Source organism: Mycolicibacterium brisbanense, from assembly GCF_001570425.1.
Lineage (GTDB): Bacteria > Actinomycetota > Actinomycetes > Mycobacteriales > Mycobacteriaceae > Mycobacterium > Mycobacterium brisbanense.
In genome coordinates this window covers 116,309-133,200 of record NZ_BCSX01000021.1, presented here as the reverse complement: position 1 = coordinate 133,200, position 16,892 = coordinate 116,309, and the positions used below count along the sequence as shown (strand labels likewise).

Genomic DNA, 16,892 nt, shown 5'->3' with positions numbered 1-16,892 from the left:
TCAGCTCCAACAACTTTGGTCAATGTGGCCTCACGGGTCACAGTGCGTGGGGTTTTGTCGGTGATTCGAACTAGTGTTCGAGTATGGAGTCGGAGTCGGAGGTTGCCGCCGCGCTCGCCGCGGTACGCGCGGCACTCGACGCGGTGCGCGGCCTGCCGTTCGGGTCCCTGTCACCCGCCGACCTGCTCGACGTGTGCTCCGGCATCCAAGAGCTGCGCAACCTGGCACCCACCGTCGAGCACGCCGCGATCACCGCCCTGGCCGATCAGAGCACCCCGGCGCGGATCGGGGCGAAATCCTGGCCCGAAGCCCTACGGATCCGGCTACGCATCTCCCACAAAGAAGCCCGCCGCCGCGTCCGCGACGCCATCACCCTCGGACCCCGCCACACCCTCACCGGCCAACCCGTACCGCCACGGCGGCCCGCCACCGCCGCCGCCCAGGCCGGCGGCTGGCTGACCCCAGACCACATCGAGGAGTTGGAGAAGTTCTTCACCGCCTGCCCCGCCTGGGTCGATACCCAACGCCGCCAGCACATGCAGGAGAAGCTGGTCGCCGTCGCCGCGAGCAACTGCCCCGATGTGCTGCACACCGCGATCACTGAAGCGTTGTATCTGCTCAACCAGGACGGCGAGGAACCCCCCGAAGACCTCGCCGCCCGCTCCCGCGGCATCACGCTGGGCCCCCAGGAACCCGACGGCACCCGCACCATCCGCGGCCGCCTCACCGCCGAACTGGGCGCCACCCTCGGCGCGGTGATGGAGAAATGGGCCGCACCGGGCATGTGCAACCCCGACGACGAACACCCCTGCACCGCCGGCACCCCCACCCAAGAACAGATCGACACCGACACCCGCACCAGTCGGCAACGCACCCACGACGCCCTGCTCACCCTGGGCCGCCACGCCTTGATGTCCGGCGAACTGGGGCAGCACAACGGACTACCGGTATCCATCGTGGTCACCACCACCCTGCACGAACTCGAAACCGGCGCCGGGGTGGCGGTCACCGCCACCGGGTCGAAACTGCCCATCGCCGAGCTGATCCGCCTGGCCGCGCACGCCCACCACTACCTGGCCGTGTTCGACCACCACACCAACGTGCCGCTCTACCTCGGCCGCACCAAACGCATCGCCACCCCCGGGCAACGGCTCATGCTCTTCGCCCGCGACCGCGGCTGCACCTGCCCGGGCTGCACCGCCAGCGGGCACCGCAGCCAAGCCCACCACGCCACCCGAGACTTCGCCAAAGGCGGGCTGACCGACATCACCGACCTCGCCCTGGGCTGCGGGCCCCATCAACGCCTCGTCGGCCCCGGCAAATGGACCACCCGCATCAACACCCACGGCCGCTGCGAATGGATCCCACCAGCGCTGCTCGACACCGGCCAATCCCGCATCAACACCTACCACCACCCCCAGCAATACTTCACCGACAACCAAGACGACGACGAAACAGACTGTCCAACATCGTGATTCACACTTCCGGGCGCGAGCGGCGTGCGGGTGGTTACGGTGGGGCATGCGCCCATTCCCCGCCGCGCTTGCCGCTGCGCTCGCCCTTGCCGGCTGTTCCAGTACCGCGGGCGCGGATAGCGCGGCCAGTCCCGAGGGCCGGACTTTCGTGTCGGTCGCGGTGGACGGCGAGCAGATCCCCGGCGGCGGTCCGTTGACGGTCGGATTCGACGGAGACCGCATCAGCACGTTCGCCGGCTGCAACCACGGCTCGGGCACTGCGGAACTCGCCGACGGCCGTATCGTCACACAGCTGGCGAGCACGATGATGGCCTGCCCGCCACCACTCGGGGACGCCGACGCCTGGGTCTCGAAATTCTTCCAAGCCGGTCCGTCGTGGTCGCTGGCCGACGACACTCTCACCCTGCAAAGCCCGACCGCGACCGTCACGCTGAAGGACAAGAAGGTGGTAGACCCCGACCAGCCGCTCACCGGCACCACGTGGCAGGTCCAGAGCCTGGTATCCCCCGACGCCGTCTCCACCTCAGCGGCGCTGGAGCAGAGCAGGCCGACATTGACCATCGCCACCGACGGCGCCGTGACGGGTTCAACGGGCTGCAATCGGTTCACCGGTCATGCCCAGATCAACGGCAGCACCATTGAATTCGGGCCGCTGGCGACCACCGAAATGGCGTGCGTCGGCGAGATCGGCGATGTGGAGCACGCGGTACTGCGTGTGCTCAGCAATACGGTCCGATCATCGATCGACGCCGACCAACTGCGGCTCACCCGCGATGACGGCTACGGCTTGATCTTGCGCGCCCAGTAGCGGGGTTACAGCGGTGACGCGCCGCGCAGATGCTCGAAGATCAGTGACGTTTGCGTGCCTGCCACATCCGCGTCGGCGTTGAGGTTCTCGACCACGAAAGCCCGCAGGTCATCGGTGTCGCGTGCGGCGACATGCAGGATGAAGTCGTCACCACCAGCCAAGAAGTAGACGTCCATCACCTGAGGGCGTTTACGAATCTGGGCGATGAAGCTGCGGATCTTCCCGCGGGCGTTCGACTGCAGACTGACCGAGATCATCGCCTGGAGGCCCAAACCCACCGCCGCCGGGTCGATATCCGTGTAGAAGCCCCGGATCACTCCGATCTCCTGGAGGCGACGCACCCGACCGTGGCAGGTCGAGGCAGCGATCCCGACGGCATCAGCCAACGCACTGTTGGAGATCCGGGCGTCGGCGTGCAGGGCCAGCAGAATCCGCCGATCCACGTCATCGAGGCCGGAGTGCCGAACATCCTTCGATGAGCGGGCTGCAGCCGGGGTCCCATTCGCCGATTCTTCAATCACTCCGCCACAGTAGCGAATCTTCATCAGACATATTGCTCATTCTCCGACGTTTCTTCACACTGATTTCAGCACACCAACTTTGAAGGAGCGATCATGCTCGTCGGTATCCCGACCGAGATCAAGAACAACGAGTTCCGCGTGGCCATCACCCCGGCCGGCGTTTCCGAACTGACCCGCCGTGGCCACGACGTGATCATCCAGGCCGGCGCCGGCGAGGGTTCGGCCATCTCGGACAACGACTTCAAGGCCGCCGGCGCCGAGATCGTCGCCACCGCCGACCAGGTGTGGGCCGACGCCGAACTGCTGCTCAAGGTCAAGGAGCCCATCGAGGCCGAATACGGCCGCATGCGCAAGGACCAGACGCTCTTCACCTACCTGCACCTGGCGGCCTCCCGGCCGTGCACCGACGCGCTGCTGGCCTCGGGCACCACCTCCATCGCCTACGAAACCGTGCAGACCGCCGACGGCGCGCTCCCTCTTCTCGCGCCGATGAGCGAGGTCGCCGGCCGCCTGTCGGCACAGGTTGGCGCCTACCACCTGATGCGCAGCCACGGCGGCCGCGGCGTGCTGATGGGCGGCGTCCCCGGTGTCGCACCGGCCGAGGTCGTCGTCATCGGCGGTGGCGTCGCGGGCTACAACGCCGCCCGGATCGCCAAGGGCATGGGCGCTCACGTCACCGTGTTCGACCTCAACATCAACACGCTCCGCAAGATCGACAACGAGACCAACGCCGGCATCGAAACCCGTTACTCGTCGAGCCTGGAGCTCGAGGAGGCCGTCAAGAAGGCCGACCTGGTGATCGGCGCGGTGCTGATCCCCGGCGCGAAGGCCCCCAAGCTGGTCACGAATGCGACTGTGGCTCACATGAAGTCGGGTGCGGTCCTGGTGGACATCGCCATCGACCAGGGCGGCTGCTTCGAGGACTCGCGCCCCACCACCCACGACGACCCCACCTTCGCTGTGCACGACACCGTGTTCTACTGCGTGGCCAACATGCCGGGTGCGGTGCCGCGCACCTCGACGTTCGCACTGACCAACGCCACCATGCCGTATGTGCTGAAGCTGGCCGACAAGGGCTGGAAGGCCGCCTGCGCGAGCGACGCGGCGCTGGCCAAGGGCCTGTCCACCCATGATGGTGCCCTGCTGTCCGAGCAGGTCGCCGCCGACCTCGGGCTGCCGTTCACCGATCCGGCAACCCTGCTGTAGGAACTCGCATCCCATCGCCCGGCCGGCAGCTCATGCCGGCCGGGCGATGACTTTTGACACCTGTCAAGTATGGTGGGCCGCATGCTGCTGCAGGAACTGTTGCCGAGTGTCCCGACGACCACCGACGAAGCTCTGCAGGTCTTCGACGCGGCCGAGGCGGTCGACCCCGCCTTCATGATCGGCACGTGGCATGGCGCCGAAGTCCCCACCGGGCACCCCATGGACGGCCTGCTTGCCGCCAGCGGTTGGTGGGGCAAGCGCTTCGTCGACGCCGAGACCGTTCACCCATTGCTGTTCCCGACGATGGACGGCAAGGGCCTGTGGGCGTTGAATCCGGCGTTGGCGTTCGGCGGCCTTGGCGTGACGGCGAAACTGCCCACGAAATTGGCCGCGCCGCGCGCCTTGCCGATCTCACGAGCGATCGCCGCGCTGCGTCCGGTGCTGCAAACCCGCGCAGCCAAGGCCCGGTTGCGCACCACGCGATACCGGGGCACCGACACCGCGACCATGATCTATGACCAGCTGCCCATCAACGACGTGTTCCGCAGACTGTCCGACGATGCGGTGATCGGCGCGATGGACCTGCGCGGATCGCGTCGGCCCTACTTCTTCGCGCTGTATCGCGACAATTCGCTGCCGCTCATGTGAGACTCCGCGGCGGCAGTTCGCGTATTCACGGTGTTCACCGCGCATTAGGCCGGAGGCCCCGCAGCGGTGCTTGGATCGGAAAAGGCAAGCGTCACAGTGCCTTTTCCCCGCGCTTTGCGGCCACCACCAGAATGCGAGGAGTTACCCGTGGTTAATCTGCCCGTCGCACACCAGCCCCGCCCCTTCCTGCCGGAGCTCTCGGAGTTCTTCGCCGGCATCACCCCGTTCGCCAGCCTGCGGCCGATCTTCGAACGCAACCTGATGCGCATCGAGGATGAGGTCACCGAAGAGCACTACGAGCTGCGGGCCGAAATCCCGGGCATCGACCCTTCCAGCGACGTCCACATCACCGTCTCCGACGGCCAGCTCACGGTCAAGGCCGAGCGCACCGAGCGGGTTGACGTCAACTCTCGCTCGGAATTCTCGTACGGTTCGTTCCTGCGCACCGTGACCCTGCCTGCCGGTGCCGACGAGGAGGCGATCACCGCAAGCTACGACCGCGGCATCCTGACCGTGCGGGTCCCGCTCTCACAGAACCCGTCGGGTGCCCGTCAGATCGCCATCCAGGATGTCGACGATCAGGTCGCCGAGATCGCTCCCGCCACAGAAGAATTCCACGGCTGACACCTCACAGCAATGACGGCACCACCAGTGCCGTCAGCTCGCCGATGAGCGGTCGCAGGTTGGCGGCCTTCGGGTCATCAGCCCGCGACCGCGTCATCACCGCGAGTAGCAGCCGCTGCCCGTCCGGCCCGTACGCGATGCCGACGTCGTTGGTGCTGCCGTAGTCCCCACTGCCGGTCTTGTCGGCACTGGTCCAGCCGGCGGGCAACCCGGCTCGCATACTCGACGTCTCGTTGCCCCGCATCCACTCCTCAAGCTGCTGACGCTGCGGCGGGCTCAGCACGTCTCCGGTCAGCATCGCGCGATAACCGGCGCCCAGGGCAGCCGGCGTCGAGGTGTCCCTCAGATCACCGGGGATGGCCGAGTTCAGTGCGGTTTCCCAACGATCCAGCCGGGTGCGGTTATCGCCGATGCTGCGGGCGAACGCGGTGATACCCGGCGGCCCGTCGATCAGTTTCAACAGCAGGTTGCCGGCGGTGTTGTCACTGTGTTGCAAGGCGGCCTGGCACAGCTCACCGATCGACATGTCGGCACCGGTCCGCTCCTCGGTCACCGGAGAGTTGGCGACGATGGCGCTCGGATCGATGAATATCCGGGTATCCAGCGCCAACTGCCCACGGTCGACCTGCTGCAGTACGCGACCGGCGGCGTAGCCCTTGAACGTCGAACACATCGCGAACGTCTCGTCGGCCCGATGAGCCACCGTCCGATTCGAATCCACATTGGCCGCGAACACGCCGATCGATGCGTTGTTGCGCTTCTCCAGCCCTGCGATCTGGTCGTCGAGCGGAGCTGCCGACGCCGTCGGCGCCCCTATTCCAGCAACCGCCACTGCCGCCAGCGATCCGATCAGTACATTGCGCCGCGAGAGTCCAGTCATCGACCCCAGATTACCTGTGCGGGAGGGTCAACCTGCGATGGCCTGAAGCCTTTGCGGCAGGGCCAGTTCCGACGGTCCGAGCACAGCGGCGCCGTACTCCCGCGTCAACAGCCGGCGTGCGACAGCGTTGACCTCGTCAAGCGTCACGGCGTCGATCTGAGCCAATGTGTGCTCCAGACTTCGGTGTTCGCCGTAGTTGAGTTCGCTACGCCCGATCCGGTGCATGCGTGACGCCGAATCCTCCAGCCCGAGCACCAGGCCGCCCCGCAACGACCCCTTGGCGATGCGACATTCGTCGGCCGTGATGCCGTCGCGCGCAACAGTTTCCAACACGTCGGTGGTCACCCGAACCACTTCGTCGAACCGCTCCGGCTGGCACCCGGCGTATACCGAGAATGCGCCGCTGTCGGAGAAGGTGTCCACCGTCGAGTACACCGAGTAGGCCAGCCCCCTGCTTTCGCGAATCTGTTGGAACAGACGGGAACTCAGGCCGCCACCGAGTGCGGTGTTGAGCACCGAAAGCGCCCACCGGTGTTCCCAGTGTCGCCCCGGGGTCCGCACTCCCATCGACAGATGAGTCTGCTCGCCGTCGCGTTCGATCAACTCCAGGGCCGGACGTCCGGTGACCCGACCCACGCCCTTGCGCGGCGGGACCGCGTCACGGCCGGAGACCAGTTTCGGGCCGAAATGCTCCTTGACCAGCGCCACCACCACGTCATGGTCGACGTTGCCCGCGACCGCCACCACCATCCGGTCCGGCGTGTAGCGCCGAATATGGAATGAATGCAGCTGCGCCCGAGTCATTTCCGTGATGGACTCGACGCTGCCGATCACCGGTCGACCCACCGGATGGTCGCCGAACATCGCCGTCAGGAACACGTCGCCCAGGGTGTCCTCGGGATCGTCGTCGCGCATGGCGATCTCCTCGAGCACCACGTCGCGCTCGACCTCGACATCGTCGGCAGCGCACCGCCCCCGCAATACCACGTCCGCGACGAGGTCGACAGCCAATTCCAGATCGGTGTCGAGCACATGCGCGTAGTAGCAGGTGTGCTCGCGTGCGGTGAATGCGTTCAGCTCACCGCCGACGGCGTCGACGGCCTGTGCGATCTGCACCGCACTCCGTGACGGCGTCGCCTTGAACAGCAGGTGCTCCAGGAAGTGGGCGGCACCCGCGACGCTACGACCCTCGTCGCGGGAACCGACACCCACCCACACCCCGACCGATGCGGAACGCACCGACGGGATGTACTCCGTGACCACCCGCAGTCCGCCGGGCAATATGGTCCGGCGGACCTGCGAGGTATCCAGTGTCGACGCCTTGCGATCAGGCTTCGGCGGGCGCGGCATCGGCAGGGGCGGCCGGGGTCGCTTCTGCTGCTGTTTCCTCTTCAGCCACCAGAACCAGCGAGATCTTGCCGCGGTTGTCGATATCGGCGATCTCCACCTGCAGCTTGTCGCCGACCTTCACCACATCCTCGACCTTGGCGATGCGCTTGCCGCGGCCCAGCTTCGAGATGTGCACCAGACCGTCGCGACCCGGCAGCAGCGAGACGAACGCACCGAAATCGGTGGTCTTGACCACGGTGCCGAGGAACCGCTCGCCGATCTTCGGCAGCTGCGGGTTGGCGATCGCGTTGATCTTGTCGATCGCAGCCTGCGCGGACGGGCCGTCCGCAGCACCGACGAAGACCGTGCCGTCGTCCTCGATGGAGATCTGCGCACCGGTCTCCTCGGTGATCGAGTTGATCATCTTGCCCTTGGGCCCGATGACCTCGCCGATCTTGTCCACGGGCACCTTGATGGTGGTGATCCGCGGCGCGTACGGGCTCATCTCGTCGGGACGGTCGATCGCCTCGGCCATCACCTCGAGGATGGTCAGCCGCGCGTCCTTGGCCTGGCTCAGCGCACCGGCCAGCACCTTCGACGGGATGCCGTCGAGCTTGGTGTCCAGCTGCAGCGCTGTGACGAAGTCCTTGGTTCCGGCGACCTTGAAGTCCATGTCACCGAAGGCGTCCTCGGCTCCGAGGATGTCGGTCAGCGCGACGAAGCGACGTTCCGTCTTGCCGTCGGTCTCGACGTCGTCGGACACCAGGCCCATGGCGATACCGGCCACCGGAGCCTTCAGCGGCACACCGGCGTTGAGCAGCGCCAGCGTCGATGCGCAGACCGAGCCCATCGAGGTGGAGCCGTTGGAGCCCAACGCCTCGGAGACCTGACGGATCGCGTAGGGGAACTCCTCGATGCTCGGCAGCACGGGCACCAGGGCCCGCTCGGCCAGTGCGCCGTGGCCGATCTCGCGGCGCTTGGGCGAACCGACGCGACCGGTCTCACCGGTCGAGTACGGCGGGAAGTTGTAGTGGTGCATGTAGCGCTTGGTGGTCTCCGGCCCGAGCGAGTCGATCTGCTGGGCCATCTTGATCATGTCCAGCGTGGTGACACCCATGATCTGGGTCTCGCCACGCTCGAACAGCGCGCTGCCGTGCGCCCGGGGCACCACGGCCACCTCGGCCGACAGGGCACGGATGTCGGTGATGCCACGGCCGTCGATACGGAAGTGGTCAGTCAGAATGCGCTGGCGCACAAGCTTTTTGGTCAGCGACCGGAACGCGGCGCCGATCTCTTTCTCGCGGCCCGCGTAGGTCTCGGCCAGGCGCTCCAGCACCTCGACCTTGATCTCGTCGGTGCGGTCGTTGCGTTCGTTCTTGCCTGCGATGGTCAGCGCCTCCGACAGCGCGTCGGTGGCCACCGACGCGACCGAGTAGTAGACGTCCTCGGCGTAGTCGGGGAAAACCGGGTAATCGCCGGTCTCCTTGCCTGCGGCCTCGGCCAGCTCCTGCTGGGCGGCGCACAGCACCTTGATGAACGGCTTGGCGGCCTCAAGGCCCTCGGCGACGACGGCCTCGGTGGGCGCCTGCGCGCCGCCGGCCACCAGCTCGATGACCTTCTCGGTGGCCTCGGCTTCGACCATCATGATCGCGACGTCACCGTCTTCGAGTACCCGCCCGGCGACGACCATGTCGAACACAGCCTTCTCGAGCTGCTCGACGGTCGGGAACGCGACCCACTGGCCGTCGATCAGGGCGACGCGGGTGCCACCGACCGGGCCGGAGAACGGCAGGCCGGCCAGCTGCGTGGACGCCGACGCGGCGTTGATTGCCAGTACGTCGTACAGATCCTTCGGATCCAGGCTCAGCACGGTGACCACGACCTGGATCTCGTTGCGCAGGCCGTCGACGAACGACGGGCGCAGCGGACGGTCGATCAGGCGGCAGGTCAGGATCGCGTCGGTGGACGGACGCCCCTCCCGGCGGAAGAACGAGCCGGGGATCCGGCCTGCGGCGTACATGCGCTCTTCGACGTCGACCGTCAGCGGGAAGAAGTCGAAGTGGTCCTTGGGGTTCTTGCTGGCGGTGGTGGCGCTCAGCAACATGGTCTCGTCATCGAGGTAGGCGACGGCCGAGCCGGCGGCCTGCTGGGCCAGCCGTCCGGTCTCGAAGCGGATGGTGCGGGTGCCGAAGGACCCGTTGTCGATGACGGCGGTGGATTCGAACACACCGTCTTCAAGTTCAACTGCAGACATTTAGTCCGGTGGCCTCTCTGATTCACTCAGTCGTTTGTTTCGCGTCGTCACGCCGGCGAACACCACAGACCCGGATACGGCTACGGCCGTCGATCGAAGCGGCCGGACACACCCCACCTCAAGGGGGACTCCCGGCGGCCACTACCGAAGACCGCCCGATCGAGCGGGTCCTCTGTGACTCGCAGGAACGGCGCCCGCCGATATGCGGGTGCCGCACCCATGTTCGAACAGCTGTCGAACGCACCCATGGTACACGGCAGCAACAGCCGGATTGCCATCGCGGCGCTGCTTACGCCACGTCCTCTACACACACGGTGAACTGGCGCTCCGGGTAGGGATACCCGATGCCGCTCCCGCATTGATCGACCGCGGAGACATCCTGCAGCACCTGGCTGACCCGCTGCCGGTGTGGCGCACCGGAATCCGCGCAATCCACGCGCACCGGGTCTGTTCTGTGTTCCGGGTCGATGCTCATGCAGCCACCGACCACCCAGTCGATGTCCATGCAGACTGTCTGGGATTCGTCACTGAATGCACTGTTCAAGGTGTAGGACGAGTCCACATCACTCGGGCAGCTGCCGCTGCCGGTCACCGTGGAAACCACCTTGTAGTTGGACTCCGGGCTGGCGCACACGGCCTCGCTGGCATCCGGATAGCGGGCGGTGCCCCCGATCTTGAGGCAATCCCCCGCTTGCATGTCGGCCGCTGACGCCCGCGAACAGCCGGGCAGGACAGCTACAGCCAGAACGGCGGCCGTCCCGAAGAAGACGGCCGCCGGTACTGATGGCATATAGAGCCGCGTCAGCGACGCAGCCCGAGGCGCTCGATCAGCGAACGGTAACGTTCGACGTCGACCTGCGCCACGTACTTGAGCAGCCGGCGACGACGGCCCACGAGCAGCAGCAGTCCGCGCCGCGAGTGGTGGTCGTGCTTGTGTGCCTTGAGGTGCTCAGTAAGATCCGAGATCCGCTTGGTCAGCAGCGCGACCTGGGCCTCCGGCGAACCGGTGTCGGTCTCGTGCAGGCCGTAGGAGCCCAGGATCTCTTTTTTCTGCTCGGCGGTAAGCGCCACGAAATAACTCCATCAAATCGGTCCGCGAACAAATTCTCGACACAGCCACCGCGGCCTGCAGCATGTGCCGGATCGGGGGGAAGTCTAGCAGTGGCCCGCGGCGGGCCGCGAATCCAGCTGGAGCGGCGGACCGCGAGTTCAGCTGGACTGTGCAGCCAGAATTGCCCGGGCGCGGTCGGTATCGGCCGTCATCGCCACCACCAGGTCGTCGACCGCATCGAACTTCTCCTGCCCGCGGATCCGGGCCACGAAGTCGACCGCAACGTGCTGGCCGTAGAGATCGGCGGTGTTGTCGAGGATGAATGCCTCGACCGTGCGCGTGCGCCCGGAGAACGTCGGATTGGTGCCGACGGACACGGCAGCCTGGTACCGCTCACCTGGCACCACCGTGCCGAGCACCGGCCCGTGGCCCAGCACGGTGAACCATGCCGCATATACGCCGTCGGCGGGGATCGCCGAGTACATCGGCGGGGCCACGTTGGCGGTCGGGAAGCCCAGCACCCGGCCCCGGCCGTCGCCGCGCACCACCACGCCTTCCACACGGTGTGGACGGCCCAGCGCCTCGGCAGCCGCGACGACGTCACCGGCATCGACACAGGACCGGATGTAGGTGGACGAGAACGTGACGCGCTCGTCGCGGTGCTGGGGGTCGAGACTCTCAGTGACCAGTGACATCGACTCGACCGCGAAGCCGAACCGCTCACCGGCGGCGCGCAGCATGTCGACGTTGCCTGCTGCCTTCTTGCCGAACGTGAAGTTCTCCCCCACGACGACCTCGACCACGTGCAGGTCCTCGACCAGCAGCTCGTGGATGTAGCGCTCGGGGGTGAGCTTCATGAAGTCCGACGTGAACGGCATCACGAGAAAGACGTCGACGCCGAGTTCTTCGACCAGTTCGGCCCGCCGGGTCAGCGTGGTGAGCTGAGCCGGGTGACTGCCCGGGAACACCACTTCCATCGGATGGGGGTCGAAGGTCATCATCACCACCGGTATCCCACGGGACCTACCCGCTTTCACCGCATGGCTGATCAGCTCAGCGTGTCCACGGTGCACACCGTCGAACACCCCGATGGTGACCACACACCTGCCCCAGTCCGTGGGGATCTCGTCCTGCCCACGCCAGCGCTGCACAGCCCTCAGCCTACGGCCCGCCCGCGCCACGGTCTGCTCTAGATCCCCAGATCAGGTGACGATTGCCTAAACTTCCTCACTGTGAGTCCAGACGGTAACCATCGCGACCTCTCGACGGTTGCCCAGGACTATCTGAAAGTCATCTGGACGGCCCAGGAATGGTCCCGCGAGCGGATCAGCACAAAACTGCTGGCCGAGCGCATGGGCGTATCGGCCTCCACCGCATCGGAATCGATCCGCAAGCTCGCCGACCAGGGCCTGGTCGACCACGAGAAGTACGGCGCGGTGACGCTGACAGAGGCGGGGCGCCGGGCCGCGCTGGCGATGGTGCGTCGGCATCGGCTGATGGAGACCTTCCTCGTCCAGGAGCTCGGCTACGGCTGGGACGAGGTGCACGACGAAGCCGAGATCCTCGAGCACGCGGTGAGCGATCGGATGCTGGACCGCATCGACGCCAAACTCGGTTTCCCGACCCGCGACCCGCACGGCGACCCGATCCCGGCCGCCGACGGGCAAGTGCCCACGCCGCCCGCTCGCCAGCTCTCGGTCTGCCAGGACGGCGACGCCGGCACGGTGGCGAGGATCTCCGATGCCGATCCGGAGATGCTGCGGTACTTCGACAGCGTGGGCATCAGCCTGGACTCCCGCTTGCGGGTGCTGGCCCGCCGCGACTTCGCGGGAATGATCTCGGTGGCGGTCGAGGCGCCGGGCGGCATGTCCAGCTCGGACGCCGAGGTCACGGTCGACCTGGGCAGTCCTGCGGCAGAAGCGATCTGGGTCGTCGCCAGCTGACCGGCGCTCGGCCCGGATTGTCGGGATCTCCACGATTTTTAGTCGTGCGCTACGGCCGATCCGGCAGCAAGATGTCCTGTTCGTGACTGTCTCTCTGCATTGGTTCCTGCCCACCTACGGCGACAGCCGCCACATCGTCGGCGGTGGCCACGGCATACCGGCCGGCGCCGCCCACAGCGACCGTGACGCCAGCATCGACTACCTGGCGTCGATCGTGCGGTCGGCCGAGACCTTTGGTTTCACCGGGGCGCTGATCCCGACGGGGGCCTGGTGCGAGGACGCGTTCATCACCGCCGCGCTGCTGGCGCGCGAGACGACGTCGCTGGCGTTCCTGGTGGCGTTTCGCCCCGGATTGGTCAGCCCGACGCTGTCGGCTCAGATGGCCGCCACCTTCGCCCGGCACGCACCGGGGCGGATCCTGCTCAACGTCGTCGTCGGCGGCGAGGCCCACGAGCAGCGGGCGTTCGGCGACCACCTGGACAAGGACGCCAGGTATCAGCGTTGCGATGAGTTTCTCGACGTGGTTCGGCGGCTGTGGGCCGGTGAGACCGTCACCCACAAGGGCGAGCACATCGACGTCGAGGGCGCCTCGCTGGCGCTGCCGCCGACCCCCGTGCCCCCGCTGTATTTCGGTGGTAGTTCTGCTGCGGCCGGTCCGGTTGCGGCGCGGCACGCCGATGTCTATCTGACGTGGGGTGAGCCGCCGGAGGCGGTGCGCGCCAAGATCGACTGGATCCGGTCGCTGGGTGAGGAACAGGGCCGCAAGCTGCGGTTCGGCATCCGGCTGCACACCATCTCCCGCGACACGTCCGAGGAAGCATGGGCTCAGGCGAGCCGGCTGATCGCCGCGCTCGACGAGGACACCGTGCGCACCGCGCAAGCCGGGCTGGCGCGAAGCCAGTCCGAGGGCCAGCGCCGCATGCTGGCTCTGCACGAAGCCAACCGCGCCAACGGCACCTGGACCGACGCGCACAGCCTGGAGATCGCGCCCAATCTGTGGGCTGGTGTCGGCCTGGTGCGCGGCGGGGCGGGTACCGCCCTGGTGGGCAGTCACACCGAGGTCGCCGACCGCATCGGCGAGTACGCCGCGATCGGGATCGACGAGTTCATCTTCTCCGGCTATCCGCATCTGGAGGAGCTGTACTGGTTCGGCGAGGGCGTGGTGCCGATCTTGCGCAAGCGCGGGTTGTTCGGTGCTGCAACAGATCTCGCGGCACCGGCGTCGATCCCGTTCGTGGGCGCGGCGCGGTGACCGATCTGGCCGGCGCGACACGTATCTCGTCGGCATGCACGGCGCTGGCCGCCGCGGCACAGCTGTCGAAGGAGTTCGCCGAGGGGGCCGAAGCCCGCGACGCGCACCGGATACTGCCGCACGAGCAGGTTCAGACGCTCAAGGAGTCCGGGCTGCTGGCCCTGTCGGTGCCCGCCGAGCACGGCGGGCTCGACGTGCCCTTCGTGGTGCTCGTCGAGGTGATGCGACTGCTGGCACACGGCGATCCGTCGATCGGGCAGATCCCGCACTCGCATTTCACCTTTCTGGAGGCATTGCGGCTGCAGGGCACCGAAGCCCAGCAGGCTTACTTCTACGGGTTGGTATCGGACGGGGCGTTGTTCGCCAATGCCCAGTCCGAGCGCGGGCCGCACCCCATCGACGTGGACACCACGACGCTCACCGCGACGGGCACCGGCTACGTCCTGCAGGGCCGCAAGTACTACTCCACCGGGGCCTTGTTCGCCGACTGGTTGATCGTGCGGGCTTCGCACTCCGATGGCTCGCAGCAGGTGCCCACGGCCACCACACCGAAGGCCATCGCATTCGTGCCGCGTGACGCCCGCGGGGTCGAGGTCATCGACGATTGGGACGGCATGGGTCAGCGCACCACGGCCTCGGGCACTGTCACGCTCGATGCCGTCGAGGTGCCGGCAACACACGTCGTCGAGTTCAGCCCGATCTTCGCGCAGCCCACGCTGTACGGGGCCAGGGCTCAGCTGCTGCATGCCGCCCTGGACGTGGGCATCGCGACAGCCGCACTCGATGAAGCAGTGCGTCAATCCGCCAAGGCCCGACCACATTTCGAGGCCTCGGTCACCAGCGCGGTCGAGGACCCGACCCTGGTTCAAGCGGCCGGCGAACTGGCCGTGACGGTGCGAGGTGCACAGGCGTTGCTCGCCGAGACCGCCCGGCAGGTAGATGCGGCCCGAGCCGATCTCACCGACGAGAGCACCGCGGCGGCCTCGATCGCCGTGGCGATCGCCAAGGTGGCCGCCGCGCGAGCCGCGGTGGAAGCGGGCAGCGCCTTGTTCGAATTCGGCGGGACACGCAGTGCGTCGGCGTCCGGCAACCTGTCACGGTACTGGCGCGACGCACGCACCCATACCTTGCACGACGCCACCCGGTGGAAGATCCGTCATATCGGCAACTACACCCTCTCGGGCACGAAACCGCCGCGCCACGGCCAACTCTGAGATTCCGATCTCACCATCGGTCGGCAAGGTCACTTCCTGGTGTCAGTCATGTCGTCCTCGTCGAGGTTCACGTGGGCCAATTTGGTGCGCAGCAGCTTGCCGGTCGCGTTGTGCGGCAACTCGTCGACGAACACCACGTCACGGGGCACCTTGTGCCGGGCCAGATTCGCTTTGACGTAGGCCCGGATCTCGTCGGCGTCACGGTGGCAAGATGGTGCGGGAACGATGAAGGCGCACAACCGCTTCCCGAATTCAGCGTCGTCGACACCGACGACTGCCGCCTGATGGACATCGGCACGCTCGGCCAACAGGTTCTCGACCTCCAGCGGAAATACGTTCTCCCCACCGGAGACGATCATGTCGTCGTCGCGCCCGTCGACGAACCACAAACCGTCGGCGTCGAAATGGCCGAGATCTCCGGTGGACAGCAGACCATCGACCATCTCTTTGTGTCCGCCGTCGGTATACCCGCTGAAGCTCAATCCGCTGGAGACGAAAATCGTTCCTGTGACGCCAGGTTCGGTGATCTGGCGCCGATCGCTGTCGTAGAGCCTGACCGCACAGCCGACCGGCGGCCGGCCCACTGTCCCTGGCGCAGCACGCAGTTCACGCGGCGTGGCCACCGCGGCGATGGACACCTCGGTCGAACCATAGAGGTTGTAGAGCACATCGCCGAAGATCGCTGCTGTGCGCTTGCAGAGATCCGGTGACAGCGAGGATCCCGCGGCGAAGACGATCTTGAGCGACGACGTGTCCCATGTGGCGCGCACGTCGGGACTCAGCTCCACGATGCGGTGCAGCATCGTGGGCACCAGCACCAGCGTGCTCACCCGATGCTCGGCGATGAGCCGCAGGGTTTGCTCGGGTTGGAATCGCCGCTGTAGCACGACTTTGTTGCCGAGGGCGAGAGCGAGCATGAAAATCGCCAACCCGGTGGCGTGAAACAGCGGCGCAGACACGCAGTACGTTCCGCGAGACGGCCACGGTATCCGATCAAGTAGCTGCGCGGACTGCAGTGGATCGATGCGATCGCGGGGAGCACCTTTGGGAGTTCCCGTGGTACCGCTGGTCAACAACACCATCGAACCAGGCTTCGGAGGTGCGGGTAGCCGGGCTGTGGAGCGGCCTCTCATCAGATCGTGAATTGTCGTGGCGCCGTTGGATTCTGTGGCGCCGGCGTCGTCAGTCCACGCAAGTACGCGCGGTATGGCGGCCGGTATCGCATCGAGCAGGTCGGCGAACTCACTGTCCGTCACGACGACGCTGACACCTTCGCGCGCTGCGACGTCGGCGAACTGCGGCTTGGCGAAGCCGGTGTTCATCAGGACGAGCCGGGCGCCGATCTTGTTGGCCGCGACGACCGTCAGCACCAGCCCCCGATGATCTCGGCACAATGCCGCGATCACATCACCTGCACCGATTCCCATGTCGTTGAGCCCGCGGGCCAGTGCATTGGACTGCTCGTCGAGCGCACGAAAGCTCAGTCCGCCCTGTTCGTCGAGGATCGCCGTCGAATCGCCATACCGCGCTGCGCCATGATGCACCACGCCCGCGAACGGCCCGTAGCGGCGGAAATTGACCAGTGAGCGCACCGCGTGATCGGGGCGCCCCGGCTGCATGAGCCCGCTGCGCAGCAAAACCCTGATGCTCTTGAAATAGTCCTGCAGCTTTGCGACGGTCATGTACG

16 protein-coding genes are annotated in these 16,892 nt (G+C 66.7%); 8 read left to right on the top strand and 8 right to left on the bottom strand.

Features of this window, described 5'->3' with window-relative positions:
• Positions 1-83: 83 nt before the first annotated feature.
• Together RMCB_RS10580 and RMCB_RS10575 are read left to right on the top strand one after the other, a co-directional pair.
• Complete coding sequence (locus RMCB_RS10580) at positions 84-1,475, top strand: HNH endonuclease signature motif containing protein (RefSeq protein WP_062828745.1); 1,392 nt, start codon at positions 84-86, stop codon at positions 1,473-1,475.
• Between the two features lie 46 nt (positions 1,476-1,521).
• On the top strand, positions 1,522-2,283 hold the full coding sequence (locus RMCB_RS10575) for an META domain-containing protein (protein WP_062828744.1): 762 nt from the start codon (positions 1,522-1,524) through the stop codon (positions 2,281-2,283).
• Between the two features lie 5 nt (positions 2,284-2,288).
• On the opposite strand, the gene RMCB_RS10570 is transcribed toward RMCB_RS10575, so the two are convergent.
• Positions 2,289-2,828 carry an HTH-type transcriptional regulator AldR gene (locus RMCB_RS10570; protein WP_109784233.1) on the bottom strand — a complete coding sequence of 180 codons (540 nt, stop codon included), beginning with the start codon at positions 2,826-2,828 and terminating at the stop codon, positions 2,289-2,291.
• A 69-nt stretch (positions 2,829-2,897) separates the two neighbouring features.
• On the opposite strand from RMCB_RS10570, the gene ald reads away from it, so the two are divergent.
• From ald to RMCB_RS10555, 3 genes are all read left to right on the top strand, one after another.
• On the top strand, positions 2,898-4,010 hold the full coding sequence (gene ald, locus RMCB_RS10565) for an alanine dehydrogenase (protein ID WP_062828743.1): 1,113 nt from the start codon (positions 2,898-2,900) through the stop codon (positions 4,008-4,010).
• An 81-nt stretch (positions 4,011-4,091) separates the two neighbouring features.
• Positions 4,092-4,658, top strand: coding sequence for a DUF4334 domain-containing protein (locus RMCB_RS10560; protein WP_062828916.1), 567 nt, complete (start codon positions 4,092-4,094; stop codon positions 4,656-4,658).
• A 147-nt stretch (positions 4,659-4,805) separates the two neighbouring features.
• Positions 4,806-5,282: an Hsp20/alpha crystallin family protein gene (locus RMCB_RS10555; protein WP_062828742.1), complete on the top strand. Its 477-nt coding sequence runs from the start codon at positions 4,806-4,808 to the stop codon at positions 5,280-5,282.
• Between the two features lie 4 nt (positions 5,283-5,286).
• Here the strand turns inward: RMCB_RS10555 and bla are convergent, their stop codons facing one another.
• From bla to RMCB_RS10525, 6 genes are all read right to left on the bottom strand, one after another.
• Positions 5,287-6,162, bottom strand: coding sequence for a class A beta-lactamase (gene bla, locus RMCB_RS10550; RefSeq protein WP_062828741.1), 876 nt, complete (start codon positions 6,160-6,162; stop codon positions 5,287-5,289).
• Between the two features lie 27 nt (positions 6,163-6,189).
• The gene (locus tag RMCB_RS10545) at positions 6,190-7,512 is read right to left on the bottom strand and encodes a M16 family metallopeptidase (RefSeq protein WP_062828740.1); all 1,323 of its coding nucleotides are present in this window, start codon (positions 7,510-7,512) and stop codon (positions 6,190-6,192) included.
• Positions 7,490-9,745, bottom strand: a complete 2,256-nt coding sequence (locus tag RMCB_RS10540) for a polyribonucleotide nucleotidyltransferase (RefSeq protein WP_062828739.1) — start codon at positions 9,743-9,745, stop codon at positions 7,490-7,492. The genes RMCB_RS10545 and RMCB_RS10540 overlap by 23 nt, the downstream gene beginning before the upstream one ends.
• Positions 9,746-10,034: 289 nt before the next feature.
• Positions 10,035-10,535, bottom strand: a complete 501-nt coding sequence (lppU, locus tag RMCB_RS10535) for an LppU family putative lipoprotein (protein WP_165606273.1) — start codon at positions 10,533-10,535, stop codon at positions 10,035-10,037.
• Between the two features lie 11 nt (positions 10,536-10,546).
• On the bottom strand, positions 10,547-10,816 hold the full coding sequence (gene rpsO, locus RMCB_RS10530) for a 30S ribosomal protein S15 (RefSeq protein WP_019969736.1): 270 nt from the start codon (positions 10,814-10,816) through the stop codon (positions 10,547-10,549).
• Between the two features lie 138 nt (positions 10,817-10,954).
• Positions 10,955-11,947 carry a bifunctional riboflavin kinase/FAD synthetase gene (locus RMCB_RS10525; RefSeq protein WP_062828737.1) on the bottom strand — a complete coding sequence of 331 codons (993 nt, stop codon included), beginning with the start codon at positions 11,945-11,947 and terminating at the stop codon, positions 10,955-10,957.
• An 81-nt stretch (positions 11,948-12,028) separates the two neighbouring features.
• Between RMCB_RS10525 and mntR the strand changes: the two genes are divergently transcribed.
• From mntR to RMCB_RS10510, 3 genes are all read left to right on the top strand, one after another.
• On the top strand, positions 12,029-12,739 hold the full coding sequence (mntR, locus tag RMCB_RS10520; protein WP_062828736.1) for a manganese-binding transcriptional regulator MntR: 711 nt from the start codon (positions 12,029-12,031) through the stop codon (positions 12,737-12,739).
• A gap of 82 nt (positions 12,740-12,821) precedes the next feature.
• Positions 12,822-13,991 (top strand): LLM class flavin-dependent oxidoreductase, encoded by a 1,170-nt coding sequence (locus RMCB_RS10515; RefSeq protein WP_062828735.1) that lies wholly within the window; start codon positions 12,822-12,824, stop codon positions 13,989-13,991.
• Positions 13,988-15,205 carry an SfnB family sulfur acquisition oxidoreductase gene (locus RMCB_RS10510; protein WP_084388414.1) on the top strand — a complete coding sequence of 406 codons (1,218 nt, stop codon included), beginning with the start codon at positions 13,988-13,990 and terminating at the stop codon, positions 15,203-15,205. The genes RMCB_RS10515 and RMCB_RS10510 overlap by 4 nt, the downstream gene beginning before the upstream one ends.
• Before the next feature lie 29 nt (positions 15,206-15,234).
• On the opposite strand, the gene RMCB_RS10505 is transcribed toward RMCB_RS10510, so the two are convergent.
• A complete protein-coding gene (locus tag RMCB_RS10505) occupies positions 15,235-16,887 on the bottom strand; it encodes an acyl-CoA synthetase (RefSeq protein WP_062828734.1) in 1,653 nt (550 codons plus the stop codon).
• Positions 16,888-16,892 lie beyond the last annotated feature (5 nt).

Coding starts and splice junctions, on each gene's coding strand:
- bla (WP_062828741.1), bottom strand. CDS start 6,162: ATGACTGGACTCTCGCGGCGCAATGTACTGATCGGATCGCTGGCGGCA.
- RMCB_RS10505 (WP_062828734.1), bottom strand. CDS start 16,887: ATGACCGTCGCAAAGCTGCAGGACTATTTCAAGAGCATCAGGGTTTTG.
- RMCB_RS10580 (WP_062828745.1), top strand. CDS start 84: ATGGAGTCGGAGTCGGAGGTTGCCGCCGCGCTCGCCGCGGTACGCGCG.
- RMCB_RS10540 (WP_062828739.1), bottom strand. CDS start 9,745: ATGTCTGCAGTTGAACTTGAAGACGGTGTGTTCGAATCCACCGCCGTC.
- RMCB_RS10570 (WP_109784233.1), bottom strand. CDS start 2,828: ATGAAGATTCGCTACTGTGGCGGAGTGATTGAAGAATCGGCGAATGGG.
- RMCB_RS10575 (WP_062828744.1), top strand. CDS start 1,522: ATGCGCCCATTCCCCGCCGCGCTTGCCGCTGCGCTCGCCCTTGCCGGC.
- lppU (WP_165606273.1), bottom strand. CDS start 10,535: ATGCCATCAGTACCGGCGGCCGTCTTCTTCGGGACGGCCGCCGTTCTG.
- RMCB_RS10560 (WP_062828916.1), top strand. CDS start 4,092: ATGCTGCTGCAGGAACTGTTGCCGAGTGTCCCGACGACCACCGACGAA.
- ald (WP_062828743.1), top strand. CDS start 2,898: ATGCTCGTCGGTATCCCGACCGAGATCAAGAACAACGAGTTCCGCGTG.
- RMCB_RS10545 (WP_062828740.1), bottom strand. CDS start 7,512: ATGCCGCGCCCGCCGAAGCCTGATCGCAAGGCGTCGACACTGGATACC.